Below are 25,015 nucleotides of genomic sequence, written 5' to 3'. Positions count from 1 at the left end.
TTATCCGGTTAGCTCAGGCGAACGCGAGGGTCAGCCCAGGTGTATGAGATATCGGTCAGAATCAGACCGATGATGTAAAGAACGGCACCGAGGTAAACCATGGCGCGGATCTTAGAGAAGTCCTGTTCCTGAATCGCGTCCAGCATAAAGCTGCCAAGGCCAGGAATACTGAAGAAGGACTCCATAACCAGAGCGCCCATAAACAGCATCGGGATAACCACAACGATACCGGTCAGAATCGGGATCATGGTGTTTGGCAGAATATGACGGAACAGAACGCCGGTTTCGGTCACGCCTTTGGCGCGAGCGGTACGGGCAAAGTCCTGTCCGGAGGATTCAATAAACAGTGCACGGTAGAGACGGGCGCCGGAGCCGAGACCTGCAATCACGCCAATAACCACAGGCAAGAGCAGGAAACGCCAGGCATCGTCTTCATGGAATCCGGAAACCGGCAGTAGCTGCCACTCTTTGGAGATCAAATACTGTCCACCAATGATGTAGAACATATAAGAAATCGACATCAGGGTGACAAAGGAGATAACAGTGAACCGATCCAGCGATGTGCCACGGAACATCAGCACCATCAGAGCGACGCAGATATTCACCCAGATACCGATAATAAATGTTGGCAGAGCCAGGGTGAGACTTGGCCCCATCCGCTCAACAATATCGGTACTGATATCCCGACCGTTATCTGCCTGACCAAAGTCGAAAGCAAACAGTGGGATAGACTGACGGAAGAAAACAGTGTCGGTCAGTGTCTCAATGCCTTCCGCTTCAGCATTGATAAACATAGGGCCGTGGTAGCCTTTCTCTTCAATCCAGTTGTCGATGGCATCCTGGGTGACATATTTATCCCCGAGGTGTGCACGTGCCATGTTGTCAGGCGTATTGACGATAAAGAAGAGTACAAAGGTCAGCAGGTTGACCCCGATCAGAATCGGGATGGCGTAAAGGAGACGCCGAACAATATATGCAAACACATTAATATCCTGTAGTTGTCGTTCTTATAGCTTTTATCAGGTACAGCTTCTGTTTGTTTCCTGCAGAGCAGGCATACAGGCCCGCTCTGCTTGTTGGTATTAACTTTTAACTATCAGTCTCAATGGTCAGGCGCTGGCGGCGACGGAAGGCGCGCAGCGCTGGAATAACCAGTGCAATCAGACCAAATACGCCGGCAACCAGAGGTACAAGATTTGGCTTGTTCCAGGCCATTTGTTGTGCGGCGCGCTGCTCCGGGTCAACGTTGACATACTTCAGAGTTGCCATGGAGATACCGTGCTTTTTGGTGTTGTTGGTCCACTCATTAGAGAGATAAACCTCACCACGGTGGTAGCGGTAAATCCATGGGCTGTCCTTCTGGGCGATGGCGATCATTTCATCGATCAGAGCCTGACGCTCAGGGCCGTTCTCAATCTCCTTCATCCGATCATACAGCGCGTCGAAACGGGGGTTGTCGTAGTTGGAAGAGTTAGAGCCATCGCACTCACATTTAAGGGAACCCTGACGGCTATCCAGCAGGAACAGGAAGTTCTCCGGATCAGGGTAGTCAGCCAGCCAGCCCCAGGGGAAGATCTGGGTATTGCCCTGACGCATCTTCTCTTTAAAGCGAGGGTAATCACTGGTACGGAATTCCAGCTGTATACCCAGTTTCTTGAGTTGCTGACGATACCAGTCAGGAACCGGACCGCTGTCTGATGCTGCGTAGTCCATATAAAGGATAAGAGGCTTACCGGTGTCCTTGTCGCGGCCATTCGGGTAGCCCGCTTCAGCCAGCAGTTGCTTGGCTTCTTCCAGAGACTTCCGTTCGGCCGCCTGGGTCGCTTCGTTCCAGTTAAAGATGTAAGGGTTCATCCCCTCTTTGCCATCGCGATAACCGAACAAGCCTGGTGGAACTGGGCTGTGGGCCTGTTGACCCATACCGTTCAGGAATATCTGGATAAGCTCTTCAGAATCCCAGGCAATGCTGATGGCGTGGCGCAGCTTACGCTTTTCTTCCGTATAGCCACCAACCACGGGATCCATCATGTTAAAGCCAAGGTAATTAATAGATGGGCGCAACTCTTCATCAGCTTTGATGTTTTTATTTGCCATGGCAGGAGTCAGCTCAAGACCGTCCGGTCCCATGGAGAAAGCCTGGTCAAAGGTGGAGGTGGTTACGTTAGCTGAGGTTTCACCGGAACGATCATAGTAGCCCTGCATAAATTTGGACCACTGAGAAGTAGAAGAACTCTCATTAGAGAAAATCGCCTTGTCGATAAACGGCAAACGTTTACCAGCATCGGCCAGATAACCACGTTCTACGTCGTCAGGCATACCTTCGGATGGGTAGAAGTCTTCACGATAGTTCGGGTTGCGCTCCAGAATAATTTCCCGCTTGGGCTTATTGCTGGTCATCATGAATGGGCCGGTACCAATCGGGTTCCAGTCCAGGGTCAGGTTTTTATCCTTGAATCCCGGATTGTGGTAGAAGCGATCGGCTTCCCATGGCACAGGCGCAAAGAAGCGGAAGGCCAGCCAGTATTTAAACTGTGGATAGGTGCCTTTCAGCAGGATGCTATAAGTGTGGTCATCAACTTTTTGCACACCTTCCAGCTCGTATTGACGCAAGTCGAGCCACTGATCTTCTTTCCGATCTGCCTTCAGCTTCTCGGTCAGCTCAGTCATACCAACGATGTAACCGCTCATCAGGCCGATGAGGGGAGCTTTGTTGGCCGGGTCGGACATCCGCTTGAGGGTGTAGATAAAGTCATCGGAGGTCAGTACATCAGTGCCGTGAACCTCGAAGTCTTTCAGCTCTTTATAAGTGCTGCCCTGTTCAACGGTATTGAAGAAGTAGAGAGGTTGGCCGTTGTCTGCTTTGGCAAAGGCCGGATGCGGCTGATATTTAATGCCGGACTTGATGGTAATGGTGTAACGGCTGAAGGCAGGTTTTGCATCACTGCCTTCCGGGAGCGGCTGAAGGTTTTCATCCAGCATCTCAACCAGTGGCATGGATGTAGCGACAGAAGGTTCCAGCTCGTAAGGGCGCTTCAGGAAGTGATACTGGAGAGGCGTATCATAAATCTGGTCGATGATAGCGCCTTCATCGGAGCTGTAGGCCCGAACCGGGTCAAGGTGTTTGGGTTGGCCAGTGTAGCTGGAGTAATAAACCTTTTGACCGGACTCATCAGGTGGCAATGGTCGGTTCCAGGGGTCATCTGAGCACGCCGACAGCAGGAGGAGGGTCGCTCCCAGCAAGCTGCTACGGCCAAGGTTTCTGCACTTCATGGATGCCTTCTATCTTATTGTCGTTATTGAGGGGCTGTTGACGTTTGCTGATCGCACTCAGCTTTTCCGAGAGTTTTCAGGGCTAGGCGCAGTGATGAAGGAATAGTGGTTCTCTTTCAAATCACTGCAACAACGCCATGGGGACTCTCGGAAAAGCCCTTCGGGTGAGGCTGTAAACGGCTTCTCGCTGCGTCAGGCTTGTTCAATGTAGGGAAGCTACGATTCTCACAAACCTTTCTAACGATAAGCCGTTTACAGTCTCACTGAGTCGCATCATCAAGCGTCAACAGACCCTAGTTATGTTTGTTAGGCAAAACTGATACCACATCCCGGGCACGCTTTGAAAATCGTTACAACAAACAACGAATGCCGTCTGGCTTACCTGTTTATACAACGGCTACGGGTAATTTCTCACGTTCCTAATTTTACCCTGTGAACCAAAATGGGGCTACATAGCTTTTTGGTAATTTAGTCAATACGGCTAAGTACCTATCGAGGTTTTTGAGGTAATCCCCGCTTATTGTCCTGATTTTGGGTTAAAAAACTATAGTTGACTCCAAAAACAAAAAAATATCCCACTATTGGGAGGCTCTAGCGTGCACCTTTTTGGTCTTTTTTGTCTTTTTTTGGTGCAGGGGAATTGATTTTTTATGCCAAGAATCATTACAGTCTGGTTACGGTTGGCTACAGGTGTCGCATTTTCGTTAGGAATTATGCGGTTGTAGATGGGGCAACCTGTAGTAAACAGGCCGGTAACAAAAGCAATAATAAGCCGGCTTTAGCAGTTCGGTGTCGGATAAGGGGTTCTGGCACAGGGTTTGCTAAACGACAAGTGTCCTAGGGTGACTGAGGGAACACGATTCCAATCGGACACGACAGCGGTACTTAAAAGGTACTGACATAAAAAATACAAAAAGGCCAAACAACAATATGTATAAAAGAGCAATTTTGAGCACCGCGGTTGCGGCTGCTATCAGTGGGGGTGCACTCACCAGCGTTGCTTACGCTGAAGAGTCTGTTGAGAAGCTGGAGAAAATCCAGGTAACTGGTTCCCGTATTTCCCGTGTGGATGCGGAAGGCGTTGCGCCAGTAACTGTTATTACCCGTGAAGATATCGAAAAGCTTGGCTCAACCACTGTTTCTGATGTTTTGCGGAATATGACAGAGAATGGTGGTGGTAACTACAATGAAGCCTTTACCAATGGCTTTGCTGCCGGTTCTGCTATGACCTCTCTGCGTGGTCTTGGTTCTAGCCGTACACTGACCCTGCTGAATGGTCGTCGTATTGCAAACTACGGTTTTGCCCAGAATGTTAACGATACGGGCGTTGACCTGAACTCTATTCCGCTGAGTGCTGTAGAGCGTATTGAAGTTCTGAAAGATGGTGCTTCTGCTATCTATGGTTCAGACGCGATTGCTGGTGTAATCAATATTATCCTGCGTAAGGATTTTGACGGGGTGGTTGTGACCTCTACTGTCGGTCAGACCAGTGAGGGTGATGGTGAAGAAGGTCAGGTTGGCGTGATCGCGGGTAAAGAGCTTGAGAATAGTAATATTCTTTTCTCTTTTGATTACTTCAATCGCGAAGCGTCGCTTAAGTCTAATCGTGATAATGTTGCTTCAGCCAATCACTCTGATAAGGGTGGTTATGATTGGCGTAGTAGCCGGTCTCCATATCCACTGGTTGTCGTGCAGGAGCCGGGTAAGGATCCTGTAAATGTTTGTAATGATCCAACCGGCAATGATTGCCGTTATGATTACAACCAGGTGCTGGATTTGATGCCGGCTACTGAGCGCTTCGGTGCGCTGACTATGTTGAATCATGATTTTAATGAAAATGTTTCTGCATTTGCCGAGCTCTCTTTCACTCGGGTGGAAACTAATAACCGTGCTGCGGCAACGCCTGATTTTGAAAACAGAACAATTGCAGCAGACAACAAGTTCAACACCTTTGGTCAACCTGTACAGGTGCGTGCCCGTTATCTGGATGTTGGCCCTCGCCTGAATGATGTAACCAATGACTCTATTCGTGTTGTAACTGGTTTGAATGGCGCTTTTGAATTCTCTGGCCGTGATGTGGACTGGGAGACGGCTGCCGGCTTTAGCCAGAGTAAGGTGACCTCCGATGGTAGTAACTATATCGATATAGAGAAGTTTTATGACGCGGTAGAGGCTGAACAATACAATCCTTTTGCTCCGACCACTAACTCTCAGGCGGCAATCGATAGCTTCCGTGTGACAACCAAGCGCGAATCAACCTCTGAAATGAGTTTTGTTTCCGGTAATGCTTCCATGCCGGTTATGGAGCTGCCTGCAGGTGAAGTTTATCTGGCCCTTGGTGCAGAATATCGTGAAGAATCTATTAATGATAAGCCGGATCCGGTCGGCGCCCAAGGTGGCATTCTTGGCTCCGGTGGTACATCTTCCAAAGGTTCTCGTAACTCCAAGGCCATGTATGGTGAGCTGTCGATCCCTGTAGTGGAAAATGTAGAAATGCAGCTGGCTGCTCGATTCGAGAAGTACAGTGATTTCGGTACAACTCTGGATCCTAAGGTCGGTGTTCGCTGGCAGCCGGCTGATAATCTGATGTTTCGTGCATCCTACAGTACAGGCTTCAAGGCTCCGACTCTGCCTGAGGTTTTCCTGGGTGAAAGCATCAGTTATGTACGTGTGACTGATGATGTCGGTTGTGAAGCTAATCCGGGTGATCCTAATTTCTGTGGTGCGAACCAGTATCGTCAGCGCTCTTCTGGTAATAAAGATCTGAAAGCTGAAGAGGCTGAAAGCTTCAACTTTGGTGTAGTTTACGAGCCAGTCGATGATCTGGAGCTGAAACTGGATCTGTATAAGATTCGTAATACCAATGTTATTGAGCAGATCAGTGCTCAGCGAATTGTTAATGAGAACCCTGAGTTGGTAGAGCGTCGTGAAGATGGTCGTATTGACTACATTAACAACCGCTATATTAATGTCGCCATGCAGGTTGTTGAGGGTGCTGATTTTGAAGCCGGCTATAGCTGGGAAATGGATAGTGGTGAGTTTGGTCTGACTTACAAGACCAGCTATATTCACTCGTTCAAGAAGTCCAATAGTGTAGGTGAGCTGACTGACTATCGTGGCGATGCAGGTGGTGTAGGTGGCTCCGGCCCTCATTTGAAGAGTAAGACTACTCTTAGCTGGGATCGTGGTGACCATGGTGTAACTGTTGCTAATAATTACACCAGCTCCTATAAGCAGCCGCGTGCTCTTGTCCATACGAAGGTTGAGCGTCTGAATACCATTGATATTCAGTATGTTTACAGTGGTTTGGAAAACACTAAGCTGACCTTTGGTCTGGATAACGCGACTAACAAAGAAGCGCCTTTCTCTGATCTTGATTCCGAAGGTTACGATATGACTGCTCACGACAACCGTGGACGTTTTGTTTACGGTAAGGTTGAGTACACGTTCTAAAAAGGTCTGGTTGGGTGTAGGATGACCTGCACCCAACTGGTGTACTTACAATAACAACAATCATGTAAATGGCAGTGCATGTAATGAAAATAAAAACCCACAAGGTGAAAAGCCTGTGCGGTATGCTGGCACTCAGCTCCGCAGCTCTTACAATGAGCATGGCAGGAAGTAGTTACGCGGAAGAAACTCTCTCCAGCGTAATGTCAACCCAGAAAAAAATTGACGTAGCTTCCCAGAAGTCCCAAAACAAAATCGATAACCTCTCCGCTCAAACTCAGGAACTCCTTGGTGAATACAAGGCAGTGATCCGTCAGGTTGAAGCGATGCGAATCTATAACCGTCAGCTGCAGCGTGTTGTGAACAGCCAGCAGGCCGATATCGATTCCATGCTCGCTCAGCTGGAAACTCTTGATCAGACCAACGTGGAAATCACTCCACTGATGCTCAAGATGATTGATTCTCTGGAAGAGTTCATTGAGCTGGATGTTCCATTCCAGATTGATGAGCGTCGCGATCGTGTGGCCCTGCTGCGCAAGACCATGGATCGTGCTGACGTAACCACGTCAGAAAAGTACCGCAAGATTCTTGAAGCCTACCAGATTGAAAACGACTTTGGCCGTAACATCGAGGCCTACAAAGCGAGTCTGGGTGAAGGCGAAGATACCCGAACTTATCAATTCCTCCGCATTGGTCGTCTGGCGCTGATGTATCAGTCCCTGGACGGAGAAGAGACCGGCCACTGGAACAAGCAGACTCGTCAATTTGAAGTGCTGCCTGAAACCTATCGCTCCGGTGTTGCTCAGGGTCTGAAGATCGCCCTGAAGCAGGCTCCGCCCAACCTGATTAAATTGCCTGTTCACGCTGCGGAGGGCGCATAATGAAATTTATTAAACCGTCTTTCCTTAAGACTGCGACCCCGCTGGTTCTTGCGCTGGGTCTTGGCTTGTCAGCCAATGCAGCGGTTGCTGAAGAAAACACCCTTCAGGGCCTGCTGAATAAAATCAAAAATGACAGCGTGACGGAAAGTCAGGCTAACAAGCAGCGTGAAGCTGTGTTCCTGAAAGACCGCAACGAGCAGCGTCGTCTGCTGGCGGAAGCCAAAGCCGAGCTGAAGGCACAGGAAGTACTGAGTGACAAGTTGCTCAAACAATCCGATATCAATGAGAAGACTCTGACGGAAACCAAGAATACTCTGGATATTCGCTCCGGCGAACTGAAAGAGCTGTTTGGTGTGGTTCGCCAGTTTGCCGGCGACAATCAGGGTATCTTCCAGGCCTCCATGATTACCGTTCAGCACCCTGAGCGGACTGCATTTATGGCCCAGATGGCGGAAAGCAAAGAGCTGCCAACCACGGTTAGCCTTGAGCGCTTCTGGCTGGAAATCATGCAGGAAATGACCGAGTCCGGTCGTGTTATCGAAGTGCCAGGCACTGTCGTATACGGTGAAGGTAACGAAGAGCAGAAGACTGTAACCCGTATCGGTACCTTTAACGCCGTATCCGATGGCAAGTACCTGAACTACTCCCCATCCGTAGGCAAGTTCGAGCAGTTGTCCCGTCAGCCGGATGCCGCTGTTCTGGAATCTGCTGAAGCGATCGAAGCCGCCAACGCCGGTTATGTACCTTTCTACCTGGATCCATCCCGTGGTCAGATCCTGTCCCTGCTGGTCCAGAGCCCAAGCCTGAAAGAGCGTGTTGATCAGGGTGGCCCTGTGGGTTACGTGATCCTCGGTCTGGGTGCTGTTGGTCTGTTGCTGGCTCTGATCTGCATGCTGAACCTGGCCCGTATCGGTTCCGGTATCCGCAAGCAGCAGAAGTCCGAGCAGGTTATTAAAGGCAACCCGCTGGGCGACATCATGCAGGCTTACCAGGACAACCGTGGTGCTGACCTCGAAACCCTGGAGCTGAAGCTGGATGAAATCGTGATGAAAGCTGTACCGGGCATTGAGCGTGGTGTGGGTTCCATCAAGCTGATCGCCGCTGTTGCACCTCTGCTGGGTCTGCTGGGTACCGTTGTTGGTATGATCGCGACCTTCCAGGCCATTACCTTGTTCGGTACCGGTGATCCGAAACTGATGGCCGGCGGTATCTCCGAAGCTCTGGTAACCACCATGCTGGGTCTGGTTGTTGCTGTTCCTACCCTGTTCGCGCACAGCCTGGTTCAAAGCCGCAGCCGTCGTATGATTCAGGTTCTGGAAGAGCAGAGTGCAGGCTTTGTTGCCCTGCACCAGGAAAAAGACCTTAACACTGGTGCGCGCAACACCGTAGGTTCTGTTTCAGCTGCCGAAACGGCCTGAAGGAGTCGTTTATGCTCTGGTTAATGGAAGAGCTTGAATCGATTCGCCGCTTTCTGGGCATGGGTGGTGAGGTACTTTTTGTACTCTTTATCCTCACCTTCCTGCTCTGGCTGCTGGTGATAGAACGTTACCTCTATTTCTTTCTGGATCATCCCAAGCTCGTCAAGTTGACGCAGGGTAAGTGGAGCAGTCGTGATAATAAAACGTCTATCCATTCAACCCGTATCCGTCAGGCGATGATTTCCGAGGTAACACTCAGTGCGCAGCGCAATCTGCCCATGATCAAGACCCTGATCGCCCTCTGCCCTTTGCTGGGACTGTTGGGAACCGTGGTCGGTATGGTGCAGGTGTTTGATGTGCTCGCGGTCACTGGTACGGGCAGCCCCCGTGCCATGGCATCCGGTATCTCCAAGGCGACTATCCCGACGATGGCGGGAATGGTGGCAGCCTTGTCCGGACTCTACTTCAGCGCTCTGCTGGAGAAGCGTGCCGACCGCGCCACTCATGCAATCGCTGATTCGCTGAAGCACTGATAAAAAGAATAGAGCTCAGCCGCCGAGCGGCTGGGGGAGAATAAAATGAGAAAACGCTACAGCAATGGAGCACAGGAAGAAGCCGGGATAGATATGACACCGATGCTCGACATCGTGTTTATCATGCTGATCTTCTTCATCGTAACGACCTCCTTTATCAAGGAAGCCGGTATAGACGTTAACCGTCCAACAGCCAACTCCGCCCAGGTGGTCAAGAAAGGCAACATCATGATTGCCGTGAGTGACACCGGCGCGGTCTGGATCGACAAGCGCCGTGTAGAAGTGGGTGCGGTACGAGCCAACGTGGAACGACTGAAAGCCGAAAACCCGGAAGGCTCCGTGGTGATTCAGGCTGATGTTGAATCCAAGTCCGGTGTCGTGGTCGAGGTTATGGATCAGGTTCGTCTGGCAGGTGTTTACAGTATCTCTATCGCCGCCAAGGCGCCTTAATAAAGGAGGCGCCAGATTATGAAGCGATATCTGATAGCTTTAGGTCTCGCTGTTGTTGTTGCCCTTGGGTTGTTCTGGATCATGGACTCCCTGGTCAATAACAACAACCGGGAGCTGGCGAATGCGGATGACACCCGGATTCTTGAGTTTATCCGTCTGCAGCAGGATGAGACGGTCAAAGAGAAGAAGCGTGAGATTCCAAAGCCACAGCCGAAGAAGCCACCCCCACCGCCAGAGATGAAAATCTCCCAGCAGGTGGATAAGCCGGTGATCGAGCAGGTGAAGATGGATGTTCCAAAAGTGGACCTCGATCTTGATCTGGCCGTAGGCGACGGTGCAGGTATGTACGCGTCCAGCGGCATGGCCGGCAACGGTGGTGCGATTCCGCTGAACAAATTCAGCCCGATGTACCCACGTAAGGCTTTGCAGAGTGGTGTTGGCGGTACGGTTATCTTCCAGTACACGGTCACCCCCCAAGGCAAGGTTATGGACGTGAAGATCGTTAAGGAGAAGCCGCGTGGTAAGGGCTTTGCCAAAGCGATCAAGAAAGCGGCCCTGAAGTGGAAGTTCAAGCCGGCCCAAGAAGACGGTGTTGCTGTTGCTGTCACCCAGCAGCAGGAATATGAATTCGTACTGGAGTAAGCCATGAACAGAATACAACAGCCACTCAAGCTGTCGTTACTGGCCTTTGGCTTGACGATGGCACTGATGCAACCGGCCAGCGCCGCGCCTGAAAAGGCGCCGGAGCTGAGCAAAATAACCTACAAGTACATCCAGAAAGCGCAGGAGCAGATGGCAGAGGATAACTACTCTGCCGCTCAGGAAAGCCTTGAGCATGTTCTGTCCAAGGTGCAACGTAGAAAGGCGGACAGCGCAGCTGTTAACCAGATGCTCGGGGTGGTGTTTGCCAACCAGGAGCAGTTTGGCAAGGCTCTGGAATATTTCCGGGCCGCGCTGAAGGACGATGCATTGCATCGTCCGGCTGCCCAGCAGGTGCGTTACAACCTCGCTCAGCTGCTGATGATGCAGGGGGAATACAAAGAAAGTATTTCCACGCTCAAAACCTGGATGTCCAATCTTGATGACGGTGTAGAGGTTCCGGCCCGCGCCTGGATCATGCTCGCTAACAACTACTCCCGTTTGAAAGAGTGGAAGAATGTTGTTGAGCCTGCCAAGAAGGCCGTAGCTGCTACCGAGAAGCCACCTGAAGCCTGGTACTCATTGCTGCTGGCCGCACACTACGAGCTGAAGGACTATCCCTCTGCTGTAGACGTGCTGGAAACCCTGGTAGTGATCAATCCGGCCAAGAAGATGTACTGGCTGCAGTTGTCTGGCATGAATATGTCCATGAAGAAAGATGCCGCCGCACTCTCTGCGCTGCGTGCCGCTTATCGCCATGGCGTATTCGATAAGGAGTCTGACTACTCCCAGCTGGCCAACTTCCTGACCTTCCGTGGTATCCCGTATATGGCGGGTGTCGCCTACAAGGAAGGAATGGATCGCGGTGTGGTTGAAGCGAGCTACGACAATATAAAGCGTCTGGCCAACTACTGGTCACACGCCCGGGAAACAGACCGCGCCATTGAAATGTTCTACAAGGCATTGGCCATGGATGAGTCTGCAGATCTTCAGGTCCGTCTGGCCCGTTTGCTGGCTCAGGCAGAGCGCTACGATGATCTGATCAAACTGGTCAGTGAGCCTGCGGCTGATATTTCCAGCAAGCAAAAGGGCAGCATGTTGGTGATGGAAGGTCTTGCCTGGTATCAGTTGGGAGAAAAACAGAAGTCTCTCAATTTTATGCGCAAGGCGGCCCAGATCGACAGCAGTAAAGGACAGGCGAATACCTGGATAGGTTTTTTGGAGCAGGATCTTAACAGCAAGTAGTCGTTCTGGATTCATGTAATTGCTGCCAAACCGGATTCCCTCTCTCACTACTGCCATCAGGTTTAACCTGGGTGGGGGGGGGAATTTTTTTATGGCAGAAAATAAGGAAGTAATCATTCCATTAAGGAGATTATGAATGGGACACCTGAATAAACTTCTGTCTCTCTCAGCAGGGGTTTTACTGGCTAATTCCGCTATGGCGGTGAGTGTTGAAGACTTTGCCAAGCACAGCGAATTCTACAACGTTAAAATCTCTCCTGATGGCAAGCACCTTGCTGTTTTGATGAATGATGAAGGCCTTCCCAAGCTGGCCTTTTTGCGCACTGAAGATAAAAAGCCTGTCTTTATATTGAAGGCAACTAAAAAGAGTATCCCGACGAGCTACGATTGGATCAGTAACGAGCGCGTGCTGTTTAGTGTCGGTCGTGATATCGGTGCTCTGGAAATGCCTGTCGGTACAGGTGAGCTTTATGGCATTAATTTTGATGGCAGCAAATCCCGAATCATTGCCGGTAGCCGATCCAAAAGTGGTATAGCCTTAACGGGTTATTCTTACTCCCTTGTTGATCGCTTAAAAGATGATGATCGTCATGTGCTGGCTTTTAAGAAACGCTGGGAACGTGATGGGAGTGCTCTCCCTGAAATTGTTAAGCTGAATGTCTTTAGTGGGAAAGAAAAGCGTATCAAGCGTGCGCCTATGGCCACTGGTGGATTTCTTCTGGATAACGAAGGGGTTCCTCGTTTCTATGGAGGGTTAACGGACGACTACAAAACCAAATTATATTACCGCAAAGATGATAAATCCGATTGGGAGCTGTTTGCCGAAGACACAACCGGTAAATTTGAGCCTGTGGCTTTTAGTGATGATGGCAAAAGCGTTTACATCCTGAAGGGCGAAGAAAACACAACCCGCGGCGTTTATGAATACAACATCGCCAGTGGGGAATCGGAATTACTGTATCGCAGTGATATTGCTGACCCAACAGATGTACTTTCATCCGGTGATAGTGGTACCTACGGGGTACGCATGGATGAAGACTACCCAACCTATGTTTTCCTTAATAATGAAAAAGTCGTAGCCAAGGTTCATAAGGCGCTGGCTGGCTCCTTCAATGGTGACAAGGTTACGATTACCAGCAGTACAGAAGATGGTAAGCAGGTTGTAGCCTACGTATCAGGGGATAGAAATCCTGGTGAATACTATCTGATTGATACCGCAAAAATGAGCGCGCAGCATTTGTTGTCATCACGACCATGGCTTAAGTCCAGTGAGCTTGCGCTGAGCGAACCTTTCCGTCTTAAATCTCCTGATGGCATGACCATCAATGGATACCTGACCCTGCCAAACGGTAAGTCTGAAAATCTGCCCCTTGTGGTTATGCCTCATGGTGGTCCCCATGCCCGTGATTACTGGGGCTACAACCGGGATGCGCAGATGTTGGCAAGTAAAGGTTATGCCGTTGTGCAGGTCAACTTCCGAGGCTCTACCGGCTACGGTAAATCCTTTGAAGAAGCCGGTTGGACTAACTGGGGTACCAGCATTCAGGACGATATTACCTTGGCGGCTAATTATGCGATCCAGACCGGCGTAGCTGATAAAGATCGTGTGTGTATCTACGGTGCCAGCTTTGGTGGCTACAGTGCCCTGCAGAGTGCCATTCGTGAGCCTGGCCTTTATAAGTGTGCCATTGGCTACGTAGGTGTTTACGACCTGCCGATGCTTTACAACGAAGGTGATATCAAGGAGAACAAGTGGGGCGGTGCTTACCTGGATACCACTCTGGGTAATGACGAGAGCCGCCAGATCTCCCAGTCACCAGCTCGCCATGTGGATAAGCTGAAAGCACCTGTTCTGATTGTACATGGTAAGGATGATGAGCGTGCCCATATCGAGCATGCCTATGCACTACGTGATGCTCTGGATAAGAAAGGGCATCCGTATGAGTGGCTGGTAAAAGACAAGGAAGCTCACGGCTTCTATAAAGAAGAAAATATTGTTGAGTTTTATAACACTATGCTGACCTTCCTGGATAAGCATATCGGCAGTTAATTGCCGCTGGCCGTCTGCTTTGACTATTTAAGTCAAAGCAGGCGGTTTACCCCCAAAGCTGTTCTCATTGCTGTTTTCAAGAACTGTGTGCTTCATCCCTTCAATTCACTGGAGCCCTTATGCAAGAGATCAAAGCCATTCTTGATTTCATGGTTGAGATCGAACAACTCAAAGCTGTTGTAAGAAAAACCCGGCCTGTTGGTCTGCAACGTCACGAAAACTCCGCGGAACATAGCTGGCATGTGTGCCTGTCAGCCCTGCTATTAAAAGATTACGCCAATGAGCCCGTAGATATTCATCGGGTTATGAAGATGATGCTGATTCATGATCTTGGCGAAATAGATGCCGGCGATACGATTGTTTATGACTCCGATACCCAAGATATTAAAGATGCTGAATTAAAAGGCATTCAGCGTTTATTTGCGCTGCTTCCGGGTACGCAGGGCGAGGAATTACTCACTCTCTGGAAAGAATTTGAGCAAGGTGAAACCGCTGATGCCCGTTTTGCCAAAGCCATAGACCGGGTTCCACCTCTGCTCCATAACGTTAATGACAATGGTTATACCTGGAAGAAATACAATATTCCCGAAGAGAAAGTGCTCGCCTTGAATGGGGCACGTATTTCAGCAGGCAGCGAATCGCTCTGGGAGGCTGTAAAAGAGATCCTGGAACAGGCCTCCACGCAGAATCTGTTTGCAAAATCGGCTCCTTCAGACCGGAGTGAAACGCCATAACGTGCTTCTACTCTCAACCCTGAGTCCTGCTAGACTGATCGCCCTTAACAATAACGTCAGGGTGCAATAATGTCTTCCAAGATTACCCCTATTGATCCCGAGAGGGATGCATTGGCTTCTACAGTTACAGACCTTGTGCGTATTGTTGGGCGATTGGATAAGAAGGTTGATGATTATCAGTGTGAGAACAGGGCGCGCTTTGACCAGATGGATAAGCGTCTGGACGGGATGGATAACCGCTTTGACCAGATGAATCAGCGTCTAGATAAAATGGATGACCGCTTTGACCAGATAGATAAACGTTTAGACAAGATGGATGATCGCTTTGACCGTTTAGAAAAAAATACTAATGAGCGTTTTGACCAGCTGGAACTTCTGATACGTCAGGCTCTGCCAAAGCAATAAGCCAACAAGGTAGCAGTGCAGGGACCATATAGAGAATAACTATAAACAGGACTGATTTTATGAGTATTGCCAACGACAAAAGCATCCCATCCTGGGATAACAGCAAGATTTACTCTGACTTTGATGATCCGGCCATTGAGGCGGATATTTCCCGAATTCAAACCAATACCAAAACCATTGCTGAGCTTGCAGAAAGCTTGCAGCAGCCCTTGCAGGAAAGTCAGTTTGATCAGATTGAAAAGATTCTGACTGTTTATGATCAAACCCTGATTCTGCTGGCAACTCTTTACACCTATGGCAGCAGTGGTACCAGTGTTGATGTAAAGGACGCAGCTGCTTCCAAACTGTGTGTACGTATGGGCTCTGTTGATGCAGAACTGGAGCAGGCCTTTACTGTGGTCGATCAGCTGCTGATTCAAGCGGATGAAAAAATCTTTGATGCGCTTTTTACCCGCTCTTCTATTGAAGCTCAGAAGTTTGGTTTCGCCTACATGCGCAAGTTCCGGGTTCATTACCTTTCTGCAGATGAAGAAGTCGTACTGGCCGCTGTTAAGCCCGATGGTCTTGAAGCCTGGGGTCGTCTCTACAGTGAACTGGCCGGTAGTTTGCGTTGCACTGTGAATGGTAAAGAGGTGGGGCTGGCAGAAGCCAGCAATCTTGTTCGTGGTGCTGATGCGGCAACGCGCTTAAGTGCCTGGGAAGGCATTCAGGCTGCTTGGAAGGGCGGTGAAATTCCGGCGGCTGCGATCCTGAATGCGATTAATGGCTGGCGTCATCAGGAGAACAAGCTGCGTTCCAAGGTGCAGGATCTCCATTATCTGGATGTAAGCTGTCGTCAGTCCCGTATTGAGCGGGAGACGCTGAACAGCCTGATGACCACAGTCTATGAAAAGCGTGCTATAGGTCAGAAGGCACTGGTCACCATGGCCAAAGGTATGGGCGTAGAGCGTCTTGGTCCGCAGGATATTCTGGCCCCTTGCCCGGTGGCGGAAGGTTCTGAACCTGCCTATTACCCGTTTGACCAGGCGATTGAGATTGTCGCTGAAGCGTTCAGTGAGTTCGATCCGGAAATGGGTGAGTTTGCCCAGATGATGTACAAGAACAACTGGATTGATGCGCTGCCTTCCGAGAGCCGTTCCACCGGCGCTTACTGTACAGAGTTTGCCAACGTGCGCGAGCCAAGGGTGTTTATGACCTGGGATGGCTCCATCGGCAATGTTATTACCCTCGCCCATGAGCTGGGCCACGCATGGCATAACTGGGTGATGCGGGATATGCCTGAACCCAATACTCACTATCCGATGACGTTGGCAGAAACTGCGAGTATCTTCGCGGAAACCCTGGTGCGTGATGCCCTGTTTGCCAAGGCCAAGTCGGATCAGGATCGTTACGATATCGCCTGGCAGGATGCGGAAGGTGCTGCAGCCTTCCTGATCAATATCCCGTCCCGTTTTGAGTTTGAGCAGCGGATGGTTGAGCAGCGTCGTGATACTTATATTCCGGCGGATGAACTCTCCACAATGATGGAGCAGAGCTGGGAGAAGTGGTACGAAGACAGCCTGACCGGTTATGACCCAATGTTCTGGGCCTCCAAGCTGCACTTCTCTATTGCCGGACTGGGTTTCTATAACTACCCGTACCTGTTCGGCTATCTGTTCAGTCTGGGTATCTACGCTCAGAAGGATAAGCTGGGTGAAAACTTCCGTGGTGCCTACCGTGAGCTATTGCGCGACACTGGTCGCATGACTGCAGAAGAGCTGGTTGAGAAGCATCTCGGCAAAGATATTCGTCAGCCGGAGTTCTGGCTGGACAGCATCGCGATTGTTGAAGGTCTGGTTAGCCGCTTTGAAACGCTGGTAGAAGATCAGTAAGACTCCAAGTCTCCTGCTCGGCGATTTCCGCTGAGCAGGAGGCTATCTCGTAAGTGAGATGGAGAGTTGTTACGTGGATACGTAACAAGCAGTAAAACTATAAAAACAGTAAAGGAATATTAATGAAAAAGTTAGCTGTATCCGTTGTTATTGCGGCGTCGTTTCTGACAGGTTGTGCCACTGTAAAGATGGAGTCTTCCGCTCTTTCAGAGTCGGCTAAGCAGTTCACCAAGCCCGCAGGTGAAAATGCCGGATTCTATATCTTCAGAAAGGACACCATTGCTGGTGCTGCACTGAAGAAAGATATCTGGCTGAACGATCTGTGCATTGGTGAGTCTGCGAAAGGAACCTTCTTCTATCAGGAAGTTCCTGCCAATACCGAGTACACCGTTTCAACAGAATCTGAATTCTCTCCGAATACCATTCAGGTTCAGGCACAGGCCGGTGAACTCTACTTTGTTGAGCAGTACATCAAAATGGGACTGTTTGTAGGCGGTGCCGACTTGAAACTGGTTGAAAAGGGTGAAGGTATGGCCGAGGTTTCCAAGTTGAATCTGGCCAGCACTGGTCTTTGTAGCTCTACTAAATAACGAGCATCTCATCTGAGTTGTTTTTTATAGTCGGTCCGGTCACTTAATAGTGATCGGGCTGCCTATGTAGTTCTCCCCCGTCGTAAGAGAAAATAATAATTAATGACTACCGTCACTGACACCACCATCCCATCCTGGAATAACACTCATATTTACACTGGCTTTGATGATCCTGCTATAGAAGCTGATATCAAAACGGCTCAGGCCGATACCGCTGAGCTGGCCTCGATCACCAAAACATTGTCGTCTCCACTCACGTCAGATCAGTTTGATGCGATTGAGCAGTGCATATTGATTTGTGATCGTGTGGTGAAATCCATTTTTACCATGGGTTTCTTTGCGATGAGTGGAAGCAGTGTTGATATCACCAATAAGGACGCTGCCAAGCTCGATGCCAAAACCGATACCCTGAAAGCTGAGATTGATCAGGTGTATGCCATTGTGATGCAGCTGGTTATTGAGGCGGATACTGAAACCTACGATGCCTTAATGACAAGAGAGCAGGTGGCTGTCTATCGCTTTGCTTTGGATCGTCGGCGGATCATGGGCGAACAGAGATTGCCGGTAGCCGCTGAGGAGGCGTTGTCGGCTGTGCAGCCCGTTGGATTAAGTGGCTGGCAAAAGCTCTACAGTGATCTGGCCGGAAGTCTGAAGTGTGTTGTGAATGGAAAAGAGGTTGGTTTGGCAGCTGCTAATAATCTTCTGGATAACCCGGATGCACACATACGGCTTGAAGCCTGGCAAGGGATTCAGAAGGCCTGGAAAGAGAATGAGATAACAGCGGCGGCCATAATTAATGCGATCAATGGCTGGCGTCATCAGGAAAACAAACTGCGTTCCACAAAGAAGCCGATTCATTTTCTGGACGTCACCTGTCATCGGCAGCAGATTGAAAGAAAAACATTAACGACTCTGATGGATACCGTTTATGAGAAGCGCGATATCGCTTATCGCGCTCTGAACGGTATGGCTAAAGTGCTTGGTGTGGAAAAGCTAGGGCCGCAGGATTGCCGTGCTGTTTATGCACTTCCTGAGCAGCGTTATTACTCCTTCGAGGAAGGGCTTGAGCTGGTTGCCTGTGCATTTGACCGCTTCGATCCTGAAATGGGTGAGTTTGTCCGAATGATGTACCGCAAAGGCTGGATTGAGGCTGGTGCAGAAGGTAACCGCAGATCGGGTGCCTACTGTGGAAAGTTTCAGAGGGTGAACGAGCCCAGAGTGTTCATGACCTGGGGCGGTTCTCTCACCAGTATTATCACACTGGCCCATGAGCTTGGTCATGCCTGGCATAACTGGGTGATGAGAGACCTGCCGCGCATTCAGGCGTCCTATCCATTTACGCTGGGTGAAACAGCCAGTATCTTTGCAGAGACTCTGGTGCGGGATGCCTTATTCACTGAGGCGGATAACGATGAAGCGCGATTGTCTATCGCTTGGGAAGATGCAGGCCGAATAGAAGCTTTCTTGCTTAATATTCCCTCCCGCTTTGAGTTTGAGAAGGGACTGGCTGAGCAGCGGCAGCAAAGTTATGTACCGGCCAGTGAACTCTGTGAACTGATGGAGCAGAGTTGGAGGAAATGGTACCAGAACAGTCTCACTGGCTATGACTCAATGTATTGGGCCGCCAAGATCCACTTCTCGCTGGCGAATGTCAGCTTCTATAACTACCCATACCTTTTCGGCTATCTCTTCAGTCTCGGCGTTTATGCCCAGAAGGATAAGCAGGGCGATAGTTTCCGCATGGCCTACCGTGAGCTGCTACGCGACACTGGCCGTATGACAGCCGAAGAGCTGGTGGAAAAGCACCTTGGCAAGGATATCCGTAAGCCGGAGTTCTGGCTGGATAGCCTGGAGATTGTTGAGGGGCTTGTAAGTCGCTTTGAAGGGTTGGTTGATAAGCAATCTTCATAAGTGTGATGTTGCCCGGGTGGAAGCTTATTAATATTGCTTCCATTCGGCTTTATTCTAATTATTCTGTTGGGATGAAGGCCTAATGAAGATACGCAACCATTCCAAACAGGGTTAGCAATAGTATCGCCGATATTGATTGCCAGAAACGAACGGGATCACGTTCAATAAGCGGCATATGTCCACCATTCAGGGCACCACTGTCCGGTTGGTTTAATGCAAAGATAAACTCCGACAGTTCGCTGTATCGCTTCTGCGGGTTGGGATGAACGCATTTCCTGAGGCTGGCATCAACCCACTCAGGTATATCCTGTCGAAATTGTCGTATGGAACGGTACACCAGCTTATTGGCCTTACCTTCCTGAGCCATCCTGATAACATCTGTGCCATAAGGGAGCCTGTGTGTTAACAGGTAATAGGTCATGGCACCCAGAGAGTAAAGATCGGCTGTTTGTTCAATCGGTGCATCACTGAGATACTCTGGCGCCATAAACTCCATAGAACCTGGTGGCAGTGCATGAAGGGGGTGTGCTCTCTGTTCATCCAGCCCCTGCACCCAGGTCGAACCGAAATCGATAATTTTTATATTGCCCTCTTCGGTGACCATCACATTCTCCGGCCGCAAATCCTGATGCACCATCTCCATGCGATGGAAGGCCTGCAGGCCTCTGGCTATCTGCCTGACCAGATCCCGCACTTTAGTGAGTGAAGGTTCCGGATTATCAAGAAGCCACTGTTTGAGTGTTTGCCCATCAATATATTCAAAGCAGGTATAGAGGCTTTTCTTGATTTGGGCAGCCGGGTAAGCCGCCATAAGACAAGGGTGATGCATCCTGCGAGCCACCCATTCCTCAACAGCCATTTGCTGAACAAATGTGTCGTTGTGTCTCTGATCGGATGCAGGAAGCTTGATCACCAGTTTCTGCCCGACTTCATCAGCCGCCAAAAATACCCGGCTTCGGTCGTTGGCATGTAGCTGTCGTAAAATTCGGTAACCTTCAAAATTCTGGTTCACTGCCAGGCCGTAAGGCAGGGGTAAATCGACAAGATCACGGCCAACCTCATCCGGCTGCTTTTCAGGCAGGCTTTGGATACTGACAATCTGGGCACTCGCATTATCCTTGGTGCCAGCTGCGAGTGCCGCTGAAACCAGTGCCTGAACCCGTTCGGACAAATGATCACGCCTAGCCATGGCCAGCGCCCTCATCGCACCATCATCAATGACATCGTGCACACCGTCCGTGGTCAGTAAAAAGGTATCCCCTCTGTGCACCGCTACCGAACGGTAATCGAGATCCAACCGTTCACTGGCTCCCAATGCACGGCCAAGATATTGCTCCTCATCGGAAATACGGATGGTATGGTCACGGGTCAGCAGCTCTATACCTGAGTCATCGATTCGATAGACCCGTGAGTCACCGGCATGGGCAATATGGGCCTGGTTACCCTTGATGACCAGAGCTGCGAACGTACAGACGTAACCTTTATCGCGGTTACTCCGGTGCTCGCTGTTGCGGCTGAAGGTGTAGAGCCAGTGATTTAACGCCGATGCCACCCGCCACAGACTGGTTCGCACAGTCCAGGATTCCGGCGTTGAGTAATAATCGGACAGGAAACTGTTGACGGCGATATGTGCAGCTTCTCCGCTAACGTCACTACTGCTGATACCGTCACAGATAACATAGGCGGCACCTTTGCTGTTCATTAAGCCGGGTTCGGGATGATAGGCGCCTATGGCATCCTGATTGATGGCTTTAGGGCCTCTCTCCGAGACACTGGCGGATTCAATTTGCAGGCTATCCATAACAGCAACACCCCGGCCAAAGCCGGGGTGTTGTTTCCCTCCAGATTTAAAGCTGTGATCAGGCCAGTTGCTGGGCTGCTGTTGTTTTGATTTTTCTGGCCGGGCTGGTTCTTACATGCGTGTAATAAAGTGGCAGTCCTACCAGAACCAGACCACCCACCAGGTTACCCAGCACAGTCGGCAGTTCATTCCAGATGATGTAATCAATCACGGTAAAGTCACCGCCCATAATCATGGAGAACGGGAACAGGAACATGTTTACGATGGAGTGTTCAAAGCCCATAAAGAAGAACAGCATGATAGGCATCCACATAGCCAGCATTTTGCTGGCTGCCTGAGTCGAGATCATCGCTCCAACAACGCCCATGGAGACCATCCAGTTGCACAACATGCCCCGGATGAAAATCGTCATCCAGCCACCCAGGCCGTGTTCACTGTAACCCACCGTTCTGGACTCACCGATAGTGCTTACCTTCTGAGCAATCACGCCGCCATCGGTCTGGTAGCCGTAAGTGAGAATAAACGACACCATAATAGCTACGCTCAAAGCTCCGCCAAGGTTGCCCATAAACACCAGACCCCAGTTACGGAAAACCTGACTGGCCGTAACACCGGGTCGTTTATCGAGATAAGCAAGGGGAACCAGCGTAAAAACCCCGGTCAGAAGATCGAACTTCATCAGGTACAGCATGATAAAGCCGACGGGAAACAGGATAGAGCCAACCAGAAGGCTTCCTGTTTTGGTCGCCACGGTAATAGCAAATACCGCCGCCAGTGCCAGGATAGCTCCAGCCATAAAGGCACGGATAAGTGTATCTCGTGTGGACATGTATACTTTCTGTTCGCCGGAATCGACCAGCTTGGTGACAAATTCCGAAGGCTCGAGGTAGGCCATATCGACAGTTCTCCATGTAAACCTAATGATGGGGAGCATCCCCACTGATTTAGATAGAGCAATCATCAAGCCAAGTTAGAAAAGCTGTTAAATCCTGATAAATACAGTGATCGGATAGCCAATGGTGCACTGTCTTGGTGTAGAAAGATCGAAGCTAACTGTCTAATGCTCGTTATTGAAACAACAGTTGATCAGTTATTTTATGAGTCAGCTTACTCACAATTAATGGTTCTGTTTTTGTAAATTGACGCCGTAAGTATGGGGAGTGATGGATATAAGTCCGTTAAAGAAGACTTCCATCCGGTTTGATTAATAGGAGTCCTCTGGGTAGGATGGTCGCAAGCTTCGAGGAAGCTCTTTATAGAAGGTTAAAGGTATCGTGAACAATAACTCTTAAGTTCTTACTTGCCAGATAATTAAGCAGGATACTCAGTCGTATGTATTAAGGCTGATGTTTTGTGTATCTGGTCTTTTTCGACTTAAGAGATTGATACTTTGCATAAGCCTTTATCTATTCAAGACCTGTGTCTTTATTTTCCCAATCGTACCTGCTTTGAGAACTTTACCTCCGAAGTCTGTTTCGGGTCGCGTATTGGTATTGTCGGTCGTAATGGTGCTGGTAAATCGAAGCTGTTGGATGTGATTCGTGGCCAGCAGCCTGTCTCTTCTGGGAGGGTGGAAATACCTGAAGATGTCACCATCGGGTATGTTCCTCAGCTGCTATCTTCTTTCGACTCCCTGAGTGGCAGTCAGCGGTTTCATAAATACTTAACCGAAGCTTTGGCGTGTAATCCCAATGTGCTTCTTCTGGATGAACCAACCAATCATCTGGATAAAAGGAATCGGCGCAATTTAATACGCATGCTTGATGGCTTTTACGGTACAGTGATTGTGGTTTCCCATGATGAGCAACTTTTAAACCGTTGCATTAATACCCTTTGGCATATTGATAATGGCGAGATCATGAAATTTAACGGATCTTATCGTGACTTTGTTATGGATAGGGAGCGTAGGCACGCTGAGATAGAGCAAGCCGTAGAAGGCTTAGGGCGGCAGAAAAGGGATATGCATAACGCGCTAATGAAAGAACAAAAGCGTGCCGCAAGCAGTAAGGCCCGAGGGCAAAAAAGTATCCGGCAGGGAAAGTGGCCCCTTGTCAAAAGAACCAATAATGTTGGCGTCACGCATGACAGGAAGCGAGTGATTCGAGAGCAAAAGCAGGAGCTTGTTGATCAGCTTCAGACACTGCAGCTTCCGGATAAGGTGATCCCTACATTTTCATTGCCTGCTGAGGGGGTTGGTGACCGAATACTCATAAATATTCGTGATGGGGCTCTTGGTTATATTGCCTCTACTAAGTGCACGGGTGGTAATAATGAACGAGAGCCACTACTTAGCAATATTAATTTCTCCCTTTCTTCCAAGGAGTCACTGCTCATTGCCGGAGATAATGGCAGTGGTAAATCTACATTAATAAAAGCGTTGATGGATCGCTCCAGCGTTTGGTGAACGGGGGAGTGGCTGGTGCCTGATGCACGTCATATTGGTTATCTGGATCAGCACTACAGCAATTTACCGGATGATGAATCTGTGTTGGGAGCAGTTAGCGGGAGGGTGCCTGAATGGCAGCATGTGGATGTGAGGAAGCATCTCAATGATTTTCTGTTTCGTAGTAATGAACAGGTCAATAAACCAGTTTCACAGTTATCAGGTGGTGAGCGGGTCCGACTGTCACTGGCTTTGATTGCAGCGCAAACACCTAGACTGCTGATATTGGATGAGATCACCAATAATCTTGATCTGGAAACCAAGAGTCATGTGGTCGATGTGCTTAAGGCTTATCCGGGAGCAATGATTGTCATTTCACATGATGAGAGTTTTGTTCAGCAGTTGGCGCTTGGGAATAATTTCAAAATCGGTGAGGATTGTTTGAGAGAGTGATCTTCTAAATGAAAATAAAGTGGACGGAGTCATTATATAAAAATGATTCCGCCACCTTTTCGGTCTTCTACTGCTTTTATCGCAATAAGACAAAAGTCTACCCGCCAAACTATCTCGAAAGCTTAATCGCCCACAACCCATGATCAAATAGTCTTAGACGGGTCCTTTACGGTGAATGAATTCCTTTGCTGACTGTCAGAGTTCATAACAAACAATGGCCTAACGCTAGGGGAAGGATTTATGTACCAGTTACAAATTAGGAAACCGGCCTCGGCCACGGCAGAACCAATCGCCCATAAAGCCGATGCCGCGCCAGAATGCCCGGTGAAAAGCCTGAGGTGGCTGGCACGGCAGGTTGTTGGTAATGAACAGCTCACCCGCAAAATTATGTCTGATAACAATATCACTGACGACACAAAACTTTATAGATCCTGTAAGAAAAATACCTCAATATGGAGCAACGCACTGTGTCAGGTAATCCTGACAGTTGTGCGACAGTCTATGACCGGTATTCAGAGTACAGAAAGCCTGCTAATCCGGAGGCCTATTACACAAGACATAAGAGCTATATGCCGGAACAGAAGTATCGAGAAATATTCAGATCACCTCGAATGTACGCTCCCTTTGCAAAGCGCATTGAAGCCTCGACTTTGCCGGCCAGTCTCAATGTGTCTAAATCCCGTGATTCTGCCGAGCGCTACTGTGATAAAAAGGAAAACGAAGCTCTGATCTCTATCACCATGTCCGACATACTGGATGTGGATGGGCGACTCTATCCTGATGAAACAAATCCAGAGGCCCATTACATTGTGACCATTCCTCAGTGTGAAACCGTACCATTTACTCTCGAAAAAGATTTTGGTGAGAACTGAGGGATATATATGCTGGACAAAAATAAAGGGGTCGGAGTCATTGTATAAAAATGACTCCG

At 49.4% G+C, this 25,015-nt stretch carries 20 protein-coding genes; 16 read left to right on the top strand and 4 right to left on the bottom strand.

The window, feature by feature from the left end; genetic code table 11:
* Nucleotides 1-8: 8 nt before the first annotated feature.
* Nucleotides 9-983 carry an ABC transporter permease gene (locus EHSB41UT_RS08960; RefSeq protein ID WP_087108893.1) on the bottom strand — a complete coding sequence of 325 codons (975 nt, stop codon included), beginning with the start codon at nt 981-983 and terminating at the stop codon, nt 9-11.
* Nucleotides 984-1,089: 106 nt separating this feature from the next.
* A complete protein-coding gene (locus tag EHSB41UT_RS08955) occupies nt 1,090-3,270 on the bottom strand; it encodes an ABC transporter substrate-binding protein (RefSeq protein ID WP_087108891.1) in 2,181 nt (726 codons plus the stop codon).
* Between the two features lie 948 nt (nt 3,271-4,218).
* On the opposite strand from EHSB41UT_RS08955, the gene EHSB41UT_RS08950 reads away from it, so the two are divergent.
* The 13 genes from EHSB41UT_RS08950 (at nt 4,219) to EHSB41UT_RS08890 (ending at nt 19,447) form a co-directional block, all read left to right on the top strand.
* A complete protein-coding gene (locus EHSB41UT_RS08950; RefSeq protein ID WP_165767193.1) occupies nt 4,219-6,723 on the top strand; it encodes a TonB-dependent receptor in 2,505 nt (834 codons plus the stop codon).
* Nucleotides 6,724-6,806: 83 nt separating this feature from the next.
* A complete protein-coding gene (locus EHSB41UT_RS08945) occupies nt 6,807-7,601 on the top strand; it encodes a DUF3450 domain-containing protein (RefSeq protein ID WP_087108887.1) in 795 nt (264 codons plus the stop codon).
* The gene (locus EHSB41UT_RS08940; RefSeq protein WP_087108885.1) at nt 7,601-9,019 is read left to right on the top strand and encodes a MotA/TolQ/ExbB proton channel family protein; all 1,419 of its coding nucleotides are present in this window, start codon (nt 7,601-7,603) and stop codon (nt 9,017-9,019) included. Before EHSB41UT_RS08945 ends, EHSB41UT_RS08940 begins: the two co-directional genes overlap by 1 nt.
* Before the next feature lie 11 nt (nt 9,020-9,030).
* Nucleotides 9,031-9,552, top strand: coding sequence for a MotA/TolQ/ExbB proton channel family protein (locus EHSB41UT_RS08935; protein ID WP_087108883.1), 522 nt, complete (start codon nt 9,031-9,033; stop codon nt 9,550-9,552).
* A 45-nt stretch (nt 9,553-9,597) separates the two neighbouring features.
* Complete coding sequence (locus EHSB41UT_RS08930; protein WP_087108881.1) at nt 9,598-10,002, top strand: ExbD/TolR family protein; 405 nt, start codon at nt 9,598-9,600, stop codon at nt 10,000-10,002.
* A gap of 18 nt (nt 10,003-10,020) precedes the next feature.
* Entirely contained in the window at nt 10,021-10,644 is a 624-nt protein-coding gene (locus EHSB41UT_RS08925; RefSeq protein WP_106408276.1) for a TonB family protein, read from the top strand.
* A gap of 3 nt (nt 10,645-10,647) precedes the next feature.
* Nucleotides 10,648-11,886 (top strand): tetratricopeptide repeat protein, encoded by a 1,239-nt coding sequence (locus EHSB41UT_RS08920; protein WP_087108879.1) that lies wholly within the window; start codon nt 10,648-10,650, stop codon nt 11,884-11,886.
* Between the two features lie 136 nt (nt 11,887-12,022).
* On the top strand, nt 12,023-13,936 hold the full coding sequence (locus tag EHSB41UT_RS08915) for an alpha/beta hydrolase family protein (RefSeq protein WP_087108877.1): 1,914 nt from the start codon (nt 12,023-12,025) through the stop codon (nt 13,934-13,936).
* 119 nt (nt 13,937-14,055) lie between these two features.
* Nucleotides 14,056-14,670: an HD domain-containing protein gene (locus EHSB41UT_RS08910; protein ID WP_087108875.1), complete on the top strand. Its 615-nt coding sequence runs from the start codon at nt 14,056-14,058 to the stop codon at nt 14,668-14,670.
* A 69-nt stretch (nt 14,671-14,739) separates the two neighbouring features.
* Nucleotides 14,740-15,075 carry a hypothetical protein gene (locus EHSB41UT_RS08905; protein WP_087108873.1) on the top strand — a complete coding sequence of 112 codons (336 nt, stop codon included), beginning with the start codon at nt 14,740-14,742 and terminating at the stop codon, nt 15,073-15,075.
* A 59-nt stretch (nt 15,076-15,134) separates the two neighbouring features.
* Complete coding sequence (locus EHSB41UT_RS08900; protein ID WP_087108871.1) at nt 15,135-16,946, top strand: M3 family oligoendopeptidase; 1,812 nt, start codon at nt 15,135-15,137, stop codon at nt 16,944-16,946.
* A gap of 122 nt (nt 16,947-17,068) precedes the next feature.
* Nucleotides 17,069-17,536: a DUF2846 domain-containing protein gene (locus tag EHSB41UT_RS08895; RefSeq protein WP_087108869.1), complete on the top strand. Its 468-nt coding sequence runs from the start codon at nt 17,069-17,071 to the stop codon at nt 17,534-17,536.
* 102 nt (nt 17,537-17,638) lie between these two features.
* Nucleotides 17,639-19,447, top strand: coding sequence for a M3 family oligoendopeptidase (locus EHSB41UT_RS08890; RefSeq protein WP_087108867.1), 1,809 nt, complete (start codon nt 17,639-17,641; stop codon nt 19,445-19,447).
* A 79-nt stretch (nt 19,448-19,526) separates the two neighbouring features.
* Here EHSB41UT_RS08890 and EHSB41UT_RS08885 read toward each other — a convergent pair whose 3' ends face one another.
* Both EHSB41UT_RS08885 and EHSB41UT_RS08880 read right to left on the bottom strand, forming a co-directional pair.
* A complete protein-coding gene (locus tag EHSB41UT_RS08885) occupies nt 19,527-21,248 on the bottom strand; it encodes a bifunctional protein-serine/threonine kinase/phosphatase (RefSeq protein ID WP_087108865.1) in 1,722 nt (573 codons plus the stop codon).
* Between the two features lie 58 nt (nt 21,249-21,306).
* Nucleotides 21,307-22,143: a formate/nitrite transporter family protein gene (locus EHSB41UT_RS08880; RefSeq protein ID WP_087108863.1), complete on the bottom strand. Its 837-nt coding sequence runs from the start codon at nt 22,141-22,143 to the stop codon at nt 21,307-21,309.
* Nucleotides 22,144-22,638: 495 nt separating this feature from the next.
* Between EHSB41UT_RS08880 and EHSB41UT_RS08875 the strand changes: the two genes are divergently transcribed.
* The 3 genes from EHSB41UT_RS08875 to EHSB41UT_RS24465 all read left to right on the top strand — a co-directional run bounded on the left by EHSB41UT_RS08875 (nt 22,639) and on the right by EHSB41UT_RS24465 (nt 24,956).
* On the top strand, nt 22,639-23,652 hold the full coding sequence (locus EHSB41UT_RS08875; protein ID WP_087108862.1) for an ATP-binding cassette domain-containing protein: 1,014 nt from the start codon (nt 22,639-22,641) through the stop codon (nt 23,650-23,652).
* A gap of 15 nt (nt 23,653-23,667) precedes the next feature.
* Nucleotides 23,668-24,084: an ATP-binding cassette domain-containing protein gene (locus EHSB41UT_RS08870; protein ID WP_165767192.1), complete on the top strand. Its 417-nt coding sequence runs from the start codon at nt 23,668-23,670 to the stop codon at nt 24,082-24,084.
* 452 nt (nt 24,085-24,536) lie between these two features.
* Nucleotides 24,537-24,956, top strand: coding sequence for an AvrPphF family type III effector (locus EHSB41UT_RS24465; protein WP_133060453.1), 420 nt, complete (start codon nt 24,537-24,539; stop codon nt 24,954-24,956).
* The last annotated feature ends 59 nt before the right edge of the window (nt 24,957-25,015 follow it).

The organism is Parendozoicomonas haliclonae, from assembly GCF_900174585.1.
Classification (GTDB): domain Bacteria; phylum Pseudomonadota; class Gammaproteobacteria; order Pseudomonadales; family Endozoicomonadaceae; genus Sansalvadorimonas; species Sansalvadorimonas haliclonae.
This window is presented reverse-complemented; position numbering and strand designations above follow the sequence as displayed.